Annotated in this window: 17 protein-coding genes; 9 read left to right on the top strand and 8 right to left on the bottom strand. The window is 47.6% G+C overall.

The annotated features are described in order from the left end of the window. Positions 1 to 20: 20 nt before the first annotated feature. The 8 genes from ACYVJQ_RS01050 to ACYVJQ_RS01015 all read left to right on the top strand — a co-directional run bounded on the left by ACYVJQ_RS01050 (position 21) and on the right by ACYVJQ_RS01015 (position 8,680). The gene (locus tag ACYVJQ_RS01050) at positions 21 to 899 is read left to right on the top strand and encodes an NAD kinase (protein WP_460891211.1); all 879 of its coding nucleotides are present in this window, start codon (positions 21 to 23) and stop codon (positions 897 to 899) included. Positions 900 to 1,020: 121 nt separating this feature from the next. Continuing rightward, a complete protein-coding gene (locus ACYVJQ_RS01045) occupies positions 1,021 to 1,986 on the top strand; it encodes a DUF6089 family protein (protein ID WP_460891210.1) in 966 nt (321 codons plus the stop codon). Positions 1,987 to 2,052: 66 nt separating this feature from the next. Further along, positions 2,053 to 2,808 carry a type IX secretion system protein PorG gene (porG, locus tag ACYVJQ_RS01040; protein ID WP_460891209.1) on the top strand — a complete coding sequence of 252 codons (756 nt, stop codon included), beginning with the start codon at positions 2,053 to 2,055 and terminating at the stop codon, positions 2,806 to 2,808. A gap of 62 nt (positions 2,809 to 2,870) precedes the next feature. Continuing rightward, positions 2,871 to 3,617, top strand: a complete 747-nt coding sequence (locus ACYVJQ_RS01035; RefSeq protein WP_460891404.1) for an isoprenyl transferase — start codon at positions 2,871 to 2,873, stop codon at positions 3,615 to 3,617. A 35-nt stretch (positions 3,618 to 3,652) separates the two neighbouring features. Next, positions 3,653 to 6,181 (top strand): outer membrane protein assembly factor BamA, encoded by a 2,529-nt coding sequence (bamA, locus tag ACYVJQ_RS01030; protein ID WP_460891208.1) that lies wholly within the window; start codon positions 3,653 to 3,655, stop codon positions 6,179 to 6,181. A 30-nt stretch (positions 6,182 to 6,211) separates the two neighbouring features. Further along, entirely contained in the window at positions 6,212 to 6,889 is a 678-nt protein-coding gene (locus ACYVJQ_RS01025; RefSeq protein WP_460891207.1) for an OmpH/Skp family outer membrane protein, read from the top strand. Between the two features lie 19 nt (positions 6,890 to 6,908). Then, positions 6,909 to 7,511 carry an OmpH/Skp family outer membrane protein gene (locus tag ACYVJQ_RS01020; protein WP_460891206.1) on the top strand — a complete coding sequence of 201 codons (603 nt, stop codon included), beginning with the start codon at positions 6,909 to 6,911 and terminating at the stop codon, positions 7,509 to 7,511. Positions 7,512 to 7,606: 95 nt separating this feature from the next. Continuing rightward, a complete protein-coding gene (locus ACYVJQ_RS01015) occupies positions 7,607 to 8,680 on the top strand; it encodes an RluA family pseudouridine synthase (protein ID WP_460891205.1) in 1,074 nt (357 codons plus the stop codon). A 505-nt stretch (positions 8,681 to 9,185) separates the two neighbouring features. On the opposite strand, the gene ACYVJQ_RS01010 is transcribed toward ACYVJQ_RS01015, so the two are convergent. The 8 genes from ACYVJQ_RS01010 to mazG all read right to left on the bottom strand — a co-directional run bounded on the left by ACYVJQ_RS01010 (position 9,186) and on the right by mazG (position 15,995). Then, positions 9,186 to 10,676 (bottom strand): tetratricopeptide repeat protein, encoded by a 1,491-nt coding sequence (locus ACYVJQ_RS01010; RefSeq protein ID WP_460891204.1) that lies wholly within the window; start codon positions 10,674 to 10,676, stop codon positions 9,186 to 9,188. 37 nt (positions 10,677 to 10,713) lie between these two features. Continuing rightward, positions 10,714 to 11,667 (bottom strand): PstS family phosphate ABC transporter substrate-binding protein, encoded by a 954-nt coding sequence (locus ACYVJQ_RS01005; RefSeq protein WP_460891203.1) that lies wholly within the window; start codon positions 11,665 to 11,667, stop codon positions 10,714 to 10,716. Next, entirely contained in the window at positions 11,654 to 11,911 is a 258-nt protein-coding gene (locus ACYVJQ_RS01000; protein ID WP_460891202.1) for a hypothetical protein, read from the bottom strand. The genes ACYVJQ_RS01005 and ACYVJQ_RS01000 overlap by 14 nt, the downstream gene beginning before the upstream one ends. Positions 11,912 to 12,048: 137 nt before the next feature. Further along, on the bottom strand, positions 12,049 to 12,876 hold the full coding sequence (locus ACYVJQ_RS00995; protein WP_460891201.1) for an energy transducer TonB: 828 nt from the start codon (positions 12,874 to 12,876) through the stop codon (positions 12,049 to 12,051). Then, the gene (locus tag ACYVJQ_RS00990; protein WP_460891200.1) at positions 12,876 to 13,412 is read right to left on the bottom strand and encodes an ExbD/TolR family protein; all 537 of its coding nucleotides are present in this window, start codon (positions 13,410 to 13,412) and stop codon (positions 12,876 to 12,878) included. Before ACYVJQ_RS00990 ends, ACYVJQ_RS00995 begins: the two co-directional genes overlap by 1 nt. 15 nt (positions 13,413 to 13,427) lie before the next feature. Further along, positions 13,428 to 14,036: an ExbD/TolR family protein gene (locus tag ACYVJQ_RS00985; protein WP_460891199.1), complete on the bottom strand. Its 609-nt coding sequence runs from the start codon at positions 14,034 to 14,036 to the stop codon at positions 13,428 to 13,430. A 30-nt stretch (positions 14,037 to 14,066) separates the two neighbouring features. Next, positions 14,067 to 14,921, bottom strand: a complete 855-nt coding sequence (locus ACYVJQ_RS00980; RefSeq protein WP_460891198.1) for a MotA/TolQ/ExbB proton channel family protein — start codon at positions 14,919 to 14,921, stop codon at positions 14,067 to 14,069. Positions 14,922 to 15,176: 255 nt separating this feature from the next. Then, complete coding sequence (mazG, locus tag ACYVJQ_RS00975; protein WP_460891197.1) at positions 15,177 to 15,995, bottom strand: nucleoside triphosphate pyrophosphohydrolase; 819 nt, start codon at positions 15,993 to 15,995, stop codon at positions 15,177 to 15,179. A 526-nt stretch (positions 15,996 to 16,521) separates the two neighbouring features. Between mazG and glmM the strand changes: the two genes are divergently transcribed. Next, entirely contained in the window at positions 16,522 to 17,916 is a 1,395-nt protein-coding gene (gene glmM, locus ACYVJQ_RS00970) for a phosphoglucosamine mutase (RefSeq protein WP_460891196.1), read from the top strand. The last annotated feature ends 48 nt before the right edge of the window (positions 17,917 to 17,964 follow it).

The following is a 17,964-nucleotide window of genomic DNA, read 5'->3' as shown; positions in this document are numbered from 1 at the left end:
AATTTTGAGCAAGACCTAGTATGAAAATAGCAATAGTTGGAAAGCCCGTGAAAGAGGACGTGGTTCCTTTTGTGCGCCAGCTGTTTGATATTCTGTTGCGGCAGGGAATTAAGGTAACGGTGTCTGAGCAGTTTGCAGAATGCCTATATCCTTTTTTGCCTATTCCGGCAGAGGTAGACTATTTCAACCGGGAAACCAGCCTGCATGACGTTTCCTACATGCTCTGCCTGGGCGGCGATGGCACCATTCTGGACGCGGTGACCTACGTGGGGCCTTTGCAGATTCCTATTATGGGTATTAACATGGGACGGCTGGGCTTTCTGGCCTCGGTACCCTTCGCGCAGCTGGAGGTAGCCGTTGACTCTTTGCTCAAAGGGCATTTCACGCTAGATGAACGGTCTCTCATTCACCTGGACAGTGACCAGGAGGTGTTTGACGGCAAGAACTTCGGGCTGAATGAATTCTCTATCTTAAAGCGTGATACCTCTTCCATGATTGCGGTACACACCTATATAGATGGCGAATACCTGAACTCCTATTGGGCAGACGGTCTGATTGTGGCCACCCCCACTGGTTCTACGGGATATTCCCTATCTTGCGGCGGACCGGTAATGATGCCGCAAACAAACAATTTTGTGATCTCACCCGTATGCCCTCATAACCTGAACGTACGGCCGCTGGTGGTGTCTGATAAAAGTGTGATCTCTTTTGAGATTGAAGGGCGTAGTACCAAATATCTGGTTTCTCTTGATTCCAGGTCTAAGCCAGTAGATGCTACCATTCAGTTAGCAGTGAGGCGGGAAGAGTTTAACGCCCGGCTAATCAGGCTCAATCAGATAAACTTTTTAACAACGTTGCGTACAAAGATGCACTGGGGACTAGACCACCGGAACGGATAATTAAAATATTAATATTAAAAAATCCTATATACCTATTTGTTATATTAAAAAAAGGTATAATTTTGTCGGCGGCAGTTTAGGCGTCTTTAGGAAAAGTTAAAAATCAGTAATAGTTGAAGGCATGAAAAAATTATTCTCTACTTTATTTATCTTATTTGTTCTTTTAACTACTGTTCTCTCAGATGCTGAGGCACAGCGTTTTAATAGAAGGAATCTTTACAACAGCGTAGGGATTAGCCTGAACGCCATGAATTACTTTGGTGACATCACCCCCGAGTCTGATTTCACCAGCTTGCGCCTGAACTCTACCCGGCCAAGTGTTGCCGTGAATTTCACACGTAAGTTTACGCCCCGTATCTACGGACGTGCCGCTTTGTCCTGGGGTCGTATCACGGGAGATGACAGCAAAAGCGCCTCTCCAACTGAAAGCGAGAACGAGCCCCGTTACAAACGTAACCTGAGCTTCCGTAATGACATTAAGGAGTTGAACCTGGTAGGTATCTTTGATTTGTTTGAGAACAGAAGATCTTACCTGCGTCGTCCTGACTTCACGCCTTATGCCTTTGCAGGGGTAGCGGTATTGCACCACAACCCTAAAGCGTACTATGATGGCGGTGCGGCAGGTGTTCCAACCGGTTGGTATGAGCTTCAGCCATTGGGTACTGAAGGACAGTACGCCAGCGGTGCAGGATATCCTGAGCCTTACAAAAAAGTGCAGTTTGCCATTCCTTTCGGTTTGGGCGTAAAATACAAGTTGGCACGTAGCTGGGATGTAGCCTTTGAGGTAACTTGGAGAAAAACTTTCACTGACTACCTGGATGACGTGAGCACTACCTATGCAGACAAGAATGATCTGTTGGCTATGGGTGGCGATAACGGCAGAAAAGCCGCTGTTCTTTCTGATAGAAGCGCTGAAACAAAAAGATATGCTACCGTGACAGACGCAAATGGCTTAAGCCGCGTTGAAGGTTATGGCAGAAAAGGTGACCAAAGAGGTGACGCTTCTGACGATGACTGGTATATCACCACCGGCTTTACGCTTAACTATATCCTGAGCCCTATTGGCCGTGGACCTAAATTCCGTTAAGCCGGAACACTTTTTGATTTTGAGTACATGATTTTACAAAAATTACGCACACTCCTTATTTGCACCTTGGTACAAATAGGGAGTGTTTTTTTTATCTCCCCTGCCTTTGCCCAATTGCAAACGGGCCAGCCAAGAACCACCAGTGAGATAGGAATAGGTATTGGCGGCGTAGTCTACAAGGGTGAAGTTGCCCCCCGGTACAGACTGGCCAATAACCGGCCGGCGCTTACGGTGTTTTACAAAAAGGATATTTCTAACGCCATTGCCTGGCGGGGAAGCCTGCTTTTAGGTAGAGTGAAGGCAGAAGATTTTGTGCCTGAGAAGAAATCCTCTCTGGCCAATGATCTGCCTTTGGCTAATTACAGAAGAGCCACTATGATTACTAGTCTGCTGGAGTTGAGCGGAGGCATAGACTATAATTTTATGGACTACTATGACTTCCGGCAGAACGTAAGGTGGACGCCTTATTTTACGGTGGGGTTAGCAGGGCTAGTGTATAACAACAAGACCACTGCCACAAATGAAACCATCATTTACCCAGAGGGCAGTGGCAAGACCTCTGCCTACAGAACTTCCTATGCGCTGGCCATTCCTATTGGAGCGGGCATTAAGTACGCCCTTTCTGAAAAATGGAATTTAGGCCTGGAGGCAGGCGTGCGGATGATGCTCTCTGATGAGTTTGACAACCTCACCTCACAGAACCAGGCGGTGATGAATAAATATAACAATGACCTCTACTTTTACAACGGGGTTAGCCTTTCCTATACCTTCTATAAAATCAATTGCCCTGTTTTGCCTGCCAGCAACACAACTATCAAATAAGAATAAAGTGCAAAGTGCTTAGCTTTTCCTAAATTGCATTGAAATTTCTTTTTTTAATGAGCATAAAGGAAAAGATAGATATAGGCAATTTGCCACAACACGTTGCCGTTATCATGGACGGGAACGGTAGGTGGGCGAAAAAGAAAGGGAATCTTAGGATCTTTGGCCACCAGAACGCCATTACCGCCGTGCGGGAAACGGTGGAGGCGGCCGCCGAGTTAGGCGTCAACTTTTTAACCCTCTACGCTTTTTCAACGGAGAATTGGTCAAGGCCTAAGTTTGAGGTAGATGCCTTAATGAAGTTGTTGGTTAGCACCATCCGGAAGGAAACCGAAACGCTGAACAAGAACAACATCAGGTTACAGGCCATTGGGGATTTGGCTTCATTGCCAGCCGCCTGCCGGGCGGAACTGGAAGAGGCCATGGAAATCACCAGCCGTAATTCCAGAATGACATTGGTGCTAGCCTTGAGTTATAGCGGGCGCTGGGAATTGGTGCAGGCTATGCAGAAAATAGCAGACCAGGTAAAAGCCGGTACTATAGAGCCTTCTGCCATAGATGAAAACACCATTCGCCAGAACCTGAATACCGCCAATATACCTGATCCTGAACTCTTGATCAGAACCAGTGGTGAACAACGCATTAGTAACTTTCTGCTTTGGCAATTAGCTTACACAGAGCTATATATCACAGATTTGTTGTGGCCAGATTTTAGAAAAGAACACCTTTATGAAGCCATACTTGCTTTCCAGCAAAGGGAGCGCCGTTTTGGGAAAACAAGTGAACAATTACAAAAAGCACAACCTTAATGAGTAAGTACTTTTGGCTAGCATGCCTCTTGGTAATGTCTGGGGCGACCGCCTCAGCTCAAATCAGAATTGGTCTTGGTAGCGGCAACTCAGCAACAATTGATTACGCTAACCCTCGCAAATATGAGATTGGCGGTATTACCGTAAGCGGTGCTAAATTCCTGGACCCAACTACTTTGATCTCCCTTACCGGGCTACGGGTAGGGGATGAGATTGAGGTGCCTGGTGACGCCATCAGCAAAGCCATTCAAAAACTCTGGGACCAGGGGATCTTGGGCGGGGTAGACGTGCGTGCCACTAAAATAGAAGGCGATAAGATTTTCCTTGATTTCCTGTTAACAGAACGGCCCCGTCTTTCACGTTTTGACTTTTCTGGTATCTCCAAGTCACACGCGGAAGACCTACAGAAAAAGATTTCCCTTAACAAGGGCCGGGTAGTCACAGATGACCTGTTAAGCTCTACCCGTACCACTGTACAAAAATTCTTTCAGGAAAAAGGCTACCTCAACAACCAGGTAGTAATACGGCAAACCCCAGATTCCATTATAGCCAATAGTGTTGCCTTAGAGATTAAGGTAGACAAAGGCGAGAAAGTGCGCATTGGCGAGCTGGATATTGTGCGCCTTAGAAATGGCCAGGTGATGGAAGACGAGGGAAACCTTTTCACCAGACTTTGGGGCGATGACGAGGCCTTCACCGAAGGAAAACTGAAGCGCCAGCTGAAAAAGACTAAAGAGAAAAAAATCTACAAGTTCTTTACCAGCTCCAAGTTCCAGAAATCTGAGTTTGAGAATGATAAGAAACTGCTTATTGAATTCTATAACAAACAAGGCTACCGTGATGCCGCCATTATCTCAGACTCAGTCTATAAGATAAGCGATGACCGCATAGGCATTAAGCTGGTGGTAGATGAAGGCAACCGCTATTTCTACCGTACCATTTCCTGGAACGGGAATTACCTGTATAATGACGCGGTGCTAGCCAGAGTTCTTGGACTAAGCAAAGGCGATGTCTATAATAAAGAGGAACTGGATAAGCGCTTGAACTACAACCCAAGCGGAAGTGATATTACGTCTCTCTACATGGATGACGGTTACCTGTTCTTTCAGATTGAACCTGTAGAAGTAGCCGTGGAAGGTGATTCTATTGACATTGAGATGCGGATTAGCGAAGGCTCACAGGCCAAGATCAACTCCATCTCCATCTCTGGCAATACCAAAACCAGTGACCATGTGATCTTGCGGGAGTTGCGCACCTTGCCAGGGCAGAACTTCAGTAGAGCCAACCTGATCCGTTCACAGCGTGAGCTTTCTAACCTGGGGTATTTTGACCCAGAGAAAATTGGAATGGTACCGGTGCCTAACCCTGAAAACGGAACAGTAGATATTCAGTACTCAGTAGAAGAGCGGCCAAATGACCAGATCACCCTTTCTGGTGGTTGGGGCGGTGGCCTGGGCGCGGTAGGTACCGTAGGCCTGGTGCTTAATAACTTCTCCCTGAGAAAAGCCAGAGACTGGAAAGAATGGAGACCCGTTCCTTCTGGAGACGGACAGCGCCTGGCCCTGAACATCCAGGCCAACGGCAAGCGTTACCAGTCATATTCGCTTTCTTTCACAGAACCATGGTTAGGTGGCCGCAGACCAAATTCATTGACCGTTAGCTTGAGCAAATCTGTGCAGCGTTTCAATGAGTATGATGAGTTTGGCCAATTGAGAGATGCCAACATTGATATCTCAGGTGCTAGCGTGAACTTGGGTCGTAGATTGAAATGGCCAGATGATTATTTTACCTTGAGTAACTCTATTTCTTACTTCAGGTACAACATGAGCAATGGCTCTTCTATTTTTAGAGGCTACGCCGAGGCAGATAAAATAAAGGATGCCAATAACATCTCCTTTATCACGTCTTTCGCCAGAAACAGCATTGACAACCCAACTTATACCCGTTCCGGTTCTTCTATTGGCTTGAACGTGACGTTTACGCCACCTTACTCCCTGTTTAAAACCGGGGCGAATTCCTTCCAGTGGATTGAGTTCCACAAGTGGATGCTGGATGCCTCTTGGTTCCATTCACTGAGCGGTGACGGTAAACTGGTATTGAATACCAGAGCCCACTTCGGGTACATTGGTACCTATAGCAAAGACGGCGTGATTGGTCCGTTTGAGCGGTTCAAGTTAGGTGGTTCTGGTTTAGGCGGTGGTTCGTTCATTGTGGCCACAGACTACATTGGCTTGAGAGGGTATGAAGACGAAAGTATTACGCCTAATGCCGCCGGCGGTATTGCCTTCAACAAATACGTGGCTGAGCTCCGTTACCCTATCTCTTTGAACCCGGCCGCTACGGTGTTTGTTTTAGGGTTTGCCGAGGCCGGTAATAACTTTGGAAGCTACCGCGAGTATGATCCGTTTAAACTGTACCGCTCCGTAGGTTTGGGCGCCAGGGTGTTTATGGCGGCCTTCGGGTTGCTAGGCTTTGACTACGGTTGGGGACTGGATACCGTGCCAGGCAGACCAGGGTCTAACGGCGGTCAGTTCCACTTTATCATAGGTCAGCAGATAAGATAGTTGGAACAGTATTTGTAGAGAGATATAAAAATGAGGAAGCTAGCGTCCCTTTTGTTTATCAGCCTGTTCCTGCTTTGCGGGATAGATGCCAATGCCCAGCGTTTTGGTTATATTGACTCCGGGTTTATATTGCAGAAGATGCCAGCCTACAAGAATGCCCAGGAAGAAGCTGAGAAGCTTTCACAGGGATGGCAGAAGGAGATTGAGAACATGAGGGCGGAACTTGAGAAGCTTCAAAAGAGTTATCAGGCCGAGGAGATCCTGCTCACCCCAGACATGAAGGTGAAACGGCAGGAGGAACTCACCCGCAAAGACGCGGAGCTAAGAGAGTTCCAACGGAAGATGTTCGGGTTTGAAGGAGCCCTCTTCAAGAGACGCCAGGAACTGGTAAGACCTGCCCAGGACCAGTTGTTTGAAGCCATAGAGAAAGTGGTGCGGGCACGCGGCCTGAACTTCATGTTTGATAAATCTGGTGATATGGTCATGTTATACACAGATCCGCGCCATGACTACACTGAATTTGTGCTGGAGGAACTAGGATTAGCCTCAAAAGAGCAGAACACGGCAGGCCCTAAACCTGCCAATGCTCTCAAAGATGATCCGGCAGATGTGCCTCCTCTACCTGAAAGCGCCGAGCCTACGGTTAACCCAGCCAAAAAATCTGTTCCCAGCCGTAAGGCTCCACCAGTTAAAAAGAAAAACAATTAAACAAACTAAGTAACCTAAAATGAACAAATTGAAATCTCTTTTGGTAGCCGCTTTCTTATTGGTAAGTGTGGCTTCATTTGCACAAACGGGAAATGTGAAGATTGGCTATACTAACGCCAATTACATTATCAGCCAATTACCAGAAAGCCGTCAAATTGAGTCTGACCTGAAAGCCCATAGCAGCCAGCTGGAAAAAGAACTCCAGAACAAATACAAAGACTATCAGACCAAAGTAGAAGCCTACAAAAAAGGCGCTGGTCAAATGACAGACGTGGTACGCGCTGACAGAGAAAAGGAATTGACTACTTTACAGGCCTCTATTGAAGAGTTCCAGCGTAACGCTGATGCTTCTCTGCAGAAAAAAGAGCAGGCTGCCTTAGAGCCGGTAATGGGCAAGATCCAGAAGGCGATTGATGAGGTAGCCAAAGAAAACGGCTATACCCACATCTTTACTGCTGAGGCATTGCTGTACGGCCCTGAAGACGGAAACAACTTCACTGACCTGGTATTGAAGAAAATGGGCGTGACCCCAGCTCCTAAAGGTGCTGCTACTACATCCCCTGCTGCCACGGCTCCCAAGCCAGCTGCTTCTACCGCTACTCCAGTTAAAAAGAAAAAATAAGGGTTAAATCCTTTATTGGTAAGAGCCGGTAACGATAAAACGTTACCGGCTCTTTATTTTTGTGCTTTATTCAGAAAACCACGCCCCAAAACGCCATGCTTGAACCTGAGCACCTAAGAGAAGATGATGACGCCGATGAAATAGCTGGGTCAGATTCAGATGAGCTGTTTGAGCACCACCGTATTCAGGTAGACAAAGGGCAGGCCCTGCTGCGCCTGGATAAGTTTCTGATGGACCGTTTGCCCAACGTAACTCGCAACAAGCTGCAGGGAGCCATCAAAGCCGAATCTGTGCGGGTTAACGGTGCGCCTATCAAGGCCAGTTACCGGGTCAAGCCTCTGGATGTGATCACCGTTACGCTGGCCACCCCACCCCGGGAGACCGATGTGCTGCCAGAGAATATTCCCCTGGATATTGTCTATGAAGACACTGAGCTATTGCTTGTCAATAAGCCCGCGGGTATGGTGGTGCACCCTGCTTACAATAATTGGACCGGTACCCTGGTGAACGCCTTGGTGTATCATCTACAGAACCTGCCTACGCACCGCAACGGGGAGATACGGCCTGGGTTAGTGCACCGCATAGACAAAGACACATCTGGCCTGCTGGTGATCGCCAAAACAGAACTGGCAATGTCTTACCTGGCCCGCCAATTTTTTGACCACTCCATTGAACGCACTTATTATGCCTTGGTGTGGGGCGTGCCGGCGCAACCCAAAGGCACTATTGTGGGCCATATAGGGCGCAGCCTGAAAGACCGCAAGGTAATGGCCGTGTACCCAGACGGTGAGTTCGGGAAGCCCGCCGTGACCCACTATGAGGTTTTAGAAGACTTCTCTTACTGCAGCCTGATCAAATGTAACCTGGAGACGGGGCGTACGCACCAGATACGGGCGCATATGAAGTACCTGGGGCACCCCTTGTTCAATGACGCTACCTATGGCGGTGACAAAATACTGAAGGGGCAACAGACTGGTTCTTATAAGGCTTTTGTGCAGAATACGTTTGAGGCCCTCCCTCGGCAGGCGCTGCATGCCAAGTCTCTGGGGTTTGTGCACCCGGTTACGCATGAGACCATCCATTTTGAGTCTGACCTACCGGCAGATTTTATGGCGGGTCTGGAAAGGTGGCGGCAATACGGCAACCTGCTGGCTAGCAGAGCACACTAAACCCGACTTCCGTGGTTACCGGTTAGTTTCCAGGCGTAAGAAAGGCGGTTCTGTTTTAAGCCTGTTTTTAGGAAAACGTGCCCAAAACAGTTCCTATTCTTTGACTGTAGCTTAGGGTATGGGTTGGTATTGGGAAGAGCTAAGTCTTTATTAGAAGAGATTTCGGTAGTTCCGTTTACCTGGCTGTCAACTATTAAATCAAATCCTGTTTTGGGCCTGTTTTTAGAAAAACGTGCCTAAAATAGGATTTTGCATTTTCTGGGCCTGTTCCTAACTGGCTTTGAGCTTAATGCCTTCATAAGCTTGTGATGCAAGATGAATGAACGTAATGTTAATCGTTCCGGAAATTCTCTGGTTAGGTAATGTAAAAATTCCACCTCCCGTTTTGGGCCTGTTTTCCTAAAAACAGGCCCAAAACGGGAGGTGGAAAGTGAGAGAAGGCAAGGCATAAAAAAGCGCTCCCATTTGAACAGGAGCGCTTTTTTTATGCTTTAATAATGAAGGGTTATTTCATGCTCTTTAAGCCATTCAATCCGTTGGTGGCATCAGCGTTGGTTGGATCCAATGTCTTTACCTCTTGCCAGTATTTGGTGGCATTGGCTTTGTCTTTCTTCAGGTAATAGAAGTAGCCCAGGTAGTTGTTAGCCGTGATCAGGTCCTTCTTATATTTTTCCTTATCAGCGGCGGTTAACTTGATGAACTCCTCATAATGCGGTTTGGCCAGGCCTAATTTTGTGTCTGGGTCCAGGTTAGCATTTACCCGGGCTCTCCACAGGTGACCATACGCGTAGGTAGGGTTACTGGTAGTGATGATGGCGTACACACTGTCTGCGGTCTTGTAGTCATCGTTCAGCTCATGGGTATACCCGTAGTAGAACAGGTCTGTGTTGCTGGGAGGCGTAACGGCAAACTTGGCTTTGTAGGCTTCAATGGCTTTAGGGTAGTTCTTGAGGCTGAGGTACTGCTTGGCCAAAAGATCATCATAAAGCGCATTTTTAGGGTCTAGCTGTTTCGCCTTCAAAATAAGGTCTACCGCTTCCTGGGGCTTCTTGTTCTCTACCAGAATATTGGCGTAGTATTCATAGTCCGTAGGAATGCGCTTGGTCTCATCATACTTGGCGAAATATGACTTCATGGCCTCTAAGGCTTTGTCATACTGCTTGGTGTCAAAGTAAGAGTAAGCCAGCAGGCGGTTCATGGCGATGTTGTTGGGATCAGCCTTCAACACGTTCTGGATCTCTGTCATGGCATTGGTATAATCCTTTGTCAGGTACAGGATAGAAGCGTATTTAGCACGGGTCTCAGGCGTGTTTTCGGCCATAGAAACGTACTTCTTGATATACTCAGAGCTCTTAGGGAATTGCTCAGCACGGTAGTACAGCTCAGCTAGTTCCAAAAAGGTAGGCGCGTAGTTAGGGTCTGCGGCGGCGGCGGCGTCTAAGGCCTCTTTAGCGGCCGGGAAGTTACGTGACTGCACGTACAACTGGCCTTTGCGTAGATAGGCTTTGGCAGATTTGCTGTCCAGGGCCAGGGCTTTGTCATAGTTGGCCATAGCTTTACCACCGTCAACGGTTTTGTTGTTGAGGTATGCATCTCCTAAAAGAATGTAGGCATTGGCGTTTTTCTGGTCTTTGCTCACCACTTCTTCCAGAAGCTTAATGGCAGGCGAAAGATCTTTCACCTCGCTGCTGATGTAGGCTTCCGCAATAGCTACCTTCACGGTATTGTCCTTAGATTTTGTCATAGCCAGGGCCTTGTCAAAATGCTGTTGGGCTTCAGCTACTTTATTCTGCTGCAGGGCAGTTTTGCCTTGTTTCACCAGGCCTAGGGCGGTATTGTCCTGTACCAGGTTAGTGGCAAGTATATTATGCTCCAGATAGGCGTGCACGGCTGCGTTTGTCTTACCAGAACCCAGCCCAACATTAGTGGCTGATGCTCCAGCGGTAGTAAACAGAGCGGCCGCTAAAACTCCATACGTCTTCCAGTTCTTACTCATTGGTTGTGGTTGTTAGTGTTGTGAAAAAATGTAAAATCTATTCTTCTTCTGAAAACCCTACTATCCGCACCGGCATGGAAGCAGGCACTAAGCCAGATTTCAGAATGATTCGCTGGCCCTTGTCTCCTGTTATAAAGGATGCAAAACCTGTGCCAAGTCCTGCGCGGGCCTCTCTACTAATTATAAAAACCTCTCTTTTAAGAGGATAAGTTCCTTGCGCCAGATAGCCCTGGTAGGGCTGTACGTAATCATCTACAGAGGCGGGGTTGTTACTTTTGCTGATGCCCACCACATTCACCTTTTTAAGGAAGCTAATGGCGGTGCTGTCGGCGCGTTCGCTAATCCAATTGACGCCTATAACCCCAATGGCATTGCGGTTCTGGGCCACGTAGTCTACCAGCTTCGCGTTTGAGGTGCTGGCGTAGGTATTGGCGGGTAGGGGCTTTTTCTGGTTGATGGAGTCCTGGATAAACCGGGCGGTGCTGGAATTGCTGTTGTCAAAGACAATGGTAATCTTACCGTCTTTGGCGGCAGGGTCTAATTGCTTCCAGGTAGTAGTCTTGCCTGTAAAGATGTCGCGTACCTGTTGCATGGTAAGCGTGGTGTCTGAGTTTTCCTTGTTAAGGATAAGGGCTATCCCGTCTATGGCAATCTTATACACCCTTGGGGTGATCTTTACGCGGTCAAACTCGGCTTTTTCCTGGGCATTTAACTCACGCGCCAGCACTGCAAACCGAATGGTGTCATTGAGCAGGTCATGTACCACCTGCACTTCTGGCTTATAGACGGCCTCTACTTGGGCATACTTGTACAAGGACTCAAAGACCTGGATCTGGGAGTCTATGATAGGGGCGAAGGACTCATCTACACTAATCTTGATGGAGCCTGTGGTGGCTGTGTCTGTGGCCCCCTTGCCAGACTGGTTGCAGGAGAAGGCGGCAACGCCTGTAAGCACAGATACGGCCAAAGCCAATAGTCTAGTCTTCTTCATGTCGTCTGGGTTTCTTAAAGTATTGCTGGTACGCTCTCACAAATCTAATAAAACCATAGAAAAGCAGCAGGCCGCCCAATATATATTTAAACTCATTGGGGAAGGGGATCTGTTTGGGGCTGGAAAGTAAAACGTACAAACCAAAGCCAAAGTATAGAAGCACCATGAGCAGGGAAACATATTTCATGATGTTGCCATAAGCGTTCTCCTGCCGTGGGCGCGGTGGTCTTCTGGAATAATTCATAAGCCGTTCCCTTGTACGGGAGCTAGAGGGTAAGAGAGTTAGGTAAGCGGTAGCCGGTAAGAAAAAACTCCGGAGTCTGTCCATTCAAAGGAATGGCAGTCTCCGGAGTTTCAGATTAGATCCAGCCGAGGCTGCAGTTATTTGATCACGATACGGTAAGGAACTGTATATTTTACAGATACCTTACGGCCGTTCTGCTCTCCTGGGGTCCATTTAGGCATTCCCTTGATCACGCGTACGGCTTCTTCGTCCAGACCATAACCCAGGCCTTTCAGTACTTCAATGTTGGTGATTTCACCGGTGGGGCCTACCACAAAGGATAGAACCACGTTTCCTTCGGCGCCAGCGCGCTGGGCAGCAGACGGAATACGGAATTTATCACCCATGTATTTCATCATGGCAGCCATCCCGCCTGGGAACTCAGGCATTTTCTCTACCGCAATGTATACCTTTTCTTCAAAGACTTCCTGAGCCGGGCCAACCGGACCTGTGCCGTTTTCAATCCCTTCTAAAGTGGGCGGCGCATTAGGGTCACCTTTTACGGTAGAGGTTCCGGCATCAGTTTTCTGAAGCTCTTTCACGTCTGGAATTTCCTCCTTCTGTACTTCTTCGTCCTTCTTCACTACCGGAGGCGTGAATTTTACGGTTGAACGTACAGGTGGTGGGGGTGGTGGTGCGTCTGGCGGCGGTGGCGGTGGCGGAACCACTTTCTCTACTGAGGGTGGTGCAGCCAGGTCAACTACCTTTACTACCGGTGCCTTTCTTACGGCTTCTTCATCCTTAAACAATGATTGAATCAAAGGGATGCTTAGGAACAGTACAAAAAGAACGATAGCAATTACCGTAGCCCGTGTAACGTGTTTGTTATACAGTTTACGCAGCATGTACGCGCCATACTCTTTGTTACGGCCTTCAAAGACCATATCATCAAGGGTGGCATTTGTCAATCTGTTAGTAGTATCCATTATTGCCCTCCTTTTTCTGCGTTTCTAAGTAACGTAGCATCTGCATTGTCTAAGGGTACAATCGCATACTTCTGAGTGCTGGTAATGGCCATCTCATCCAAGATATCTACCAGATTCTTGTAATTTGAGGTCTCATCTGCCTTGATCAGAACTACCAATTTAGGGTTGGCGCTGGTTGCGTCAAGTACCACTTGTCTAATGCCTTTTGCTGACCAATCGCTTTCCTCTACCTTAGGAATGATGTTCATGTTTGGCTGGTGAAGGCCACGGTAGTAGAAAATGCGGTTGTTGTCACCTAAGAGAATTGTAAACGCATTAGATGCCTTTAGTTCATTTCTTTCTTCTTCGGTCTTGGGCTTCACCGGCATGTTGATCTCCATGATCTGCGGCTTAGCCAGGGTGGTGGTCATTACGAAGAAGGTAAGCAACAGGAAGCCTAAGTCTACCATGGGGGTCATATCCACCTTGGTAGAGCCTTTCTTAGCCCGCTTCTTGCCGCCTTCGTCGCCGCCGCCTTTCTGCTGTATTTCTGCCATTTCTTTTCCCTTTCGTTATTTTTTAATAACAGGTTTAACTTCCATGTCAGTAATCAGATTGAAACGGTTTACATTGATGTCCTGTAAAATCTCAATCACACGACCAGCAACTGGATAACCTGCCTTCTGATCTCCTTTGATGGCTACAATAGACTGGGGGTTAGAGTAACGGGCTTGCTGCACCCAGTCTCTCAACTCATTTCTGGTAGAATCAATAGGAATACCCGGCTGGTTCACCTTTTTCATGTCCTCGGGCGTCATAGACAGATAAGACTTTAGCTGAGCAATAGGAACCCCAAAGGAAGAAAGGCTGGCAAAAGTCTGCTTTTCTGCGTCTGTGAAGGCTACTCCGTATTTCTCGCTTATTTTGTCTATCAATCTCAATTTAGTGTTTTTGTCATCTACCCCAACAAACACGCGCTCATCGTTACCAATACTAATGGTGATAATGTTGGCATCTGGCGCTTTAATCTCTGTTGTGGCAGAAGGCGTATCCACTACCAGCACTTCCTCTGGTGCGAACTTCGAAATAAGCATGAAGAACGTTACCAGAAGGAATGCCAAGTCCACCATTGGAGTCATATCCAGGGATGGAGAGGTTCTGTGTACTTTTACTTTAGGCATTTTTCTTCCTTCTAATAAAGAAGCTTAAAATTAGATTCTGTTGCTTTCAGTATGCTGAGCGGCATACGTCTGGATGATGCTGTAAGAAGCCTCATCAATGCTGTACGTCAACTCATCAATCTTGCTGGTGAAGTAGTTGTAAGCCACGATAGCGATGGCAGAACCTGTGATACCAAGAGCAGTGTTGATCAAGGCCTCAGAGATACCGTTTGCCAACTGAGTTGCATCTGGAGCACCAGAAGCAGTTGCAAGGGCCGCGAACGCTTTAATCATACCCAATACCGTTCCAATAAGACCTACCAGAGTAGAGATAGAGGCGATAGTAGAGATGATTACCAGGTTTTTCTCCAGCATAGGTAACTCAAGAGCCGTAGCTTCTTCAATTTCTTTCTGGATAGCCAGGATACGCTGATCTTTGGTCATGCCTGATTCAGTATGCATTTCCTGATACTTCAACAAGCCGGCTTTTACCACGTTGGCAACAGATCCTTTTTGTTGGTCACAGATAGCAATAGCTCCGTTTACATCACCTACGTCCATTTTCTGACGCACGGTACGCACGAAAGACTCCAGGCCTTTACCACCTTTTGCTTTGCTGATAGTCATGAAACGCTCAATAGAGAAAGCCAATACCAGAATGTTGATCGCGATCAAGATTGGTACAATGAAACCTCCTTTATACACCTGGCCCAGCATGTTGCCTGGCAGCGGGTGGTTAGCGTTGTCATTACCTTCAAAGTTGGCAGGGTTACCAAGAATGAACATGTAGATTAAAACGGCGGCAATAATGGCCACAGGAATTACGATGCTTGCAAACATTGAGCCTGCCTTGCCTTCACTTTTTTGTACTGGTTTTGCAGTTGCAGGTGCACTCTTTCTTTCCATTGTCTTCTAAAAATTTAGGTTTAGTTGTTGTGTTACTGTGTTTGTTTGTGAAAAAAATATGGTAAAAAGTTTAATTGCCCCTTATACACTAATACTTCCCTGTAAGGTTACCCAAGAAATTCAAAAATGCACATTTTAAGACAACATAAATACAAGCCTAGGGATTTAAAAGCAGAATATCAAATAATGAAGCATATTTCATTTCAAAAATACAAATGTATCGCAATCGATTGCAATATGAATGAACATGCTTTCTTAGCTCTTTTTCTCTGCCTTTGCCTCATTCCAGTAAACGTCCATTTCGGCCAGGGTCATCTCGCTTAGCTTCTTGCCCTGGGCGGTGGCGGCCCGCTCAAGATACTGAAACCGCTTGATAAATTTCAAATTGGTTTTCTCCAGGGCTTCTTCTGGGTTAAGGTCCAGAAACCGGGCGAAATTGATAAGGGAGAAAAAGACGTCCCCTAATTCATCTGTGGCTTTGGCTTTGTCTTCTGGGGTGAGATTGGGCTTGTCAAACTCGGCCTTGAACTCAGCTAGTTCCTCTTCTACCTTTTCCCAGACCTGCGCCGGTTCCTCCCAGTCAAATCCTACACCGCGGGCTTTCTCTTGAATACGCATGGCCTTCACCATAGACGGGAGTGAAGAAGGAACGCCAGAAAGCACGGATTTATTTCCCTCTTTCAGTTTCAGGCGCTCCCAGTTCTGTTTCACCTCTTCTTCGGTGTCTGCCTTGGTATCCCCGTAAATATGCGGGTGCCGGAAGATCAGTTTGTCACACTGGGCATTGAGAACATCGGCTAAGTCAAACTGCTGTTGCTCTGCGGCTATCTTGGCGTAAAACACCAGATGCAGCATCACATCACCCAATTCTTTTTTTATCTCGGCCATGTCCTGGGTAAGGATAGCCTCAGAAAGCTCAAACGTCTCCTCAATGGTAAGGTGGCGAAGGCTGTCCAGGGTTTGTTTCCGGTCCCAGGGGCATTTCTCGCGCAGTTCATCCAGAATGTCCAGGAGGCGGTTAAAGGCCTCCAGTTGTGCCTTTCTAGAGTAAACGGGGGCAGCAGGGTTTTCCATTAGGCAAAGATAAAGGGATTGTTAGCATTTTGGGTTGGCCTGCTTTCTTATTCATTAAAATCAGTAACACATGAAAAGTTGCACCTACTCCTGCCTAAGCAAGATACCGGGGAGCTACTGGTTTGGGCCTGTTTTCCGGAAAACGGGCTCAAAACCGGTTTTCTTCGTCCTGACCTTGTCAAGCGGAAGCACTGTTTGCCTATAAGATGCAGGCTCCGCATGGATTCCATAAAAAGAATTAAAATATTTTTGAATACGTCCTGGCCAGAAGGGGAGACAACGCATTAGTACGGTATTTTTGCCCGCAGGAACTAAACGAAGTCAGATTCTTTTAAAAATAATTATACTTAAAAGCAGTTCATAAGAGGGGATAGAGCTGGCCTTCCCATTTATTTAAGGGAAAGAGGCCTTATAGGCAGAGCCCCTAAATGGTGGCGCCGTCTCTTCTCAGCTCATAGCCTTGTGATCTTATTGCAGGGAATCGGTTCGTTTTTACTACTTTTGTCTATTCAAATACTAGGAATCTGTGGCACTTATAAAATCAATTTCAGGAATTAGAGGTACAATTGGCGGGCAGGTAGGAGAGGCGCTCACACCATTAGACGTGGTGAAATTTGCGGCGGCTTTTGGTACCTGGGTGCAGCAAACCACTAAAAATAATACCCTCATCATAGGCCGTGACGCCCGCTTGTCTGGTGACATGGTCAACCGCTTAGTAGTGGCTACCCTGCAGGGGCTGGGCATAAACGTGATTGACCTGGGTCTTTCTACTACGCCCACCGTAGAGATGGCGGTGCCGGCTTTGAAGGCCGGTGGCGGTATTATTCTCACGGCCAGCCACAACCCCAAGCAATGGAACGCCCTTAAACTCCTGAACCAGCACGGTGAATTCATCAATGACGCTGAGGGGAAACTGGTGCTGGAACTAGCTGAGAAAGAGTCTTTCCAGTTTGCTGAAGTGACCAAGCTGGGTACCTACACCCAGAACGAGAAATTCCTGAAAACCCATATCAAGGCCATCCTGGACCTGCCGCTGGTAGACGTGAAAGCCATTAAGAGCCGCGGCTTTAAAGTAGTGGTTGATGCCGTGAATTCCAGCGGAGGCTTTGCCGTGCCCATGCTCTTAGAGGCCCTAGGCGTGGCGCAGGTAGAGAAACTGAACTGTGACCCTACTGGTAACTTCGCCCATAACCCAGAGCCGTTGCCAGAGAACCTGGGCGAGATTGCCCGGGTCATGGAAAAAGGCAAATTTGACCTAGGCATTGTGGTAGACCCAGACGTGGACCGCCTGGCGCTGGTGAACGAAGACGGCAGCATGTTTGGCGAGGAGTACACCTTGGTGGCCGTGTCTGATTACGTGCTGCAGAACCAGGTAGGCAATACCGTTTCTAACCTGTCTTCTACCCGCGCCCTGCGCGATGTCACCGAGAAAGCCGGTGGCCAGTATTTTGCTGCCGCCGTGGGCGAGGTGAACGTGGTGAACATGATGAAAGCCCAGAACGCTATTATTGGCGGCGAGGGCAACGGAGGTATCATTTACCCAGAACTGCACTACGGCCGTGATGCCTTAGTGGGTATTGCCTTATTCCTGACGCACCTGGCAAAAACCGGCCATACTATGACCCAGATGCGGGCTACGTACCCTAACTACTATATCTCCAAAAACAAGATTGAGCTCACCAAAGACATTGATGTAGATGCCGTGCTGGGCAAGGTGCAGAAACACTACGCCAAGCAGCCTATCAACACCATTGACGGGGTTAAGATTGAGTTTGACAAAGAGTGGGTGCACCTGCGCAAGTCCAACACAGAGCCTATCATCAGAATCTACGCCGAGTCTGACACCCTTTCCACGGCAGACCATCTGGCCAATAAAATCATTGGCGATATCAAGGAAATTATCTCTGATAAGTCTGCCTAACCTACTGTAAAAGCGTTTTATCTCCTTTCAAGGAACCGTTCCTATGAA

The sequence above is a fragment of the Rufibacter soli genome, assembly GCF_054781795.1.
The sequence above is the reverse complement of the archived record's forward strand: the minus strand, read 5'-3'. Positions and strand labels throughout refer to the sequence as shown.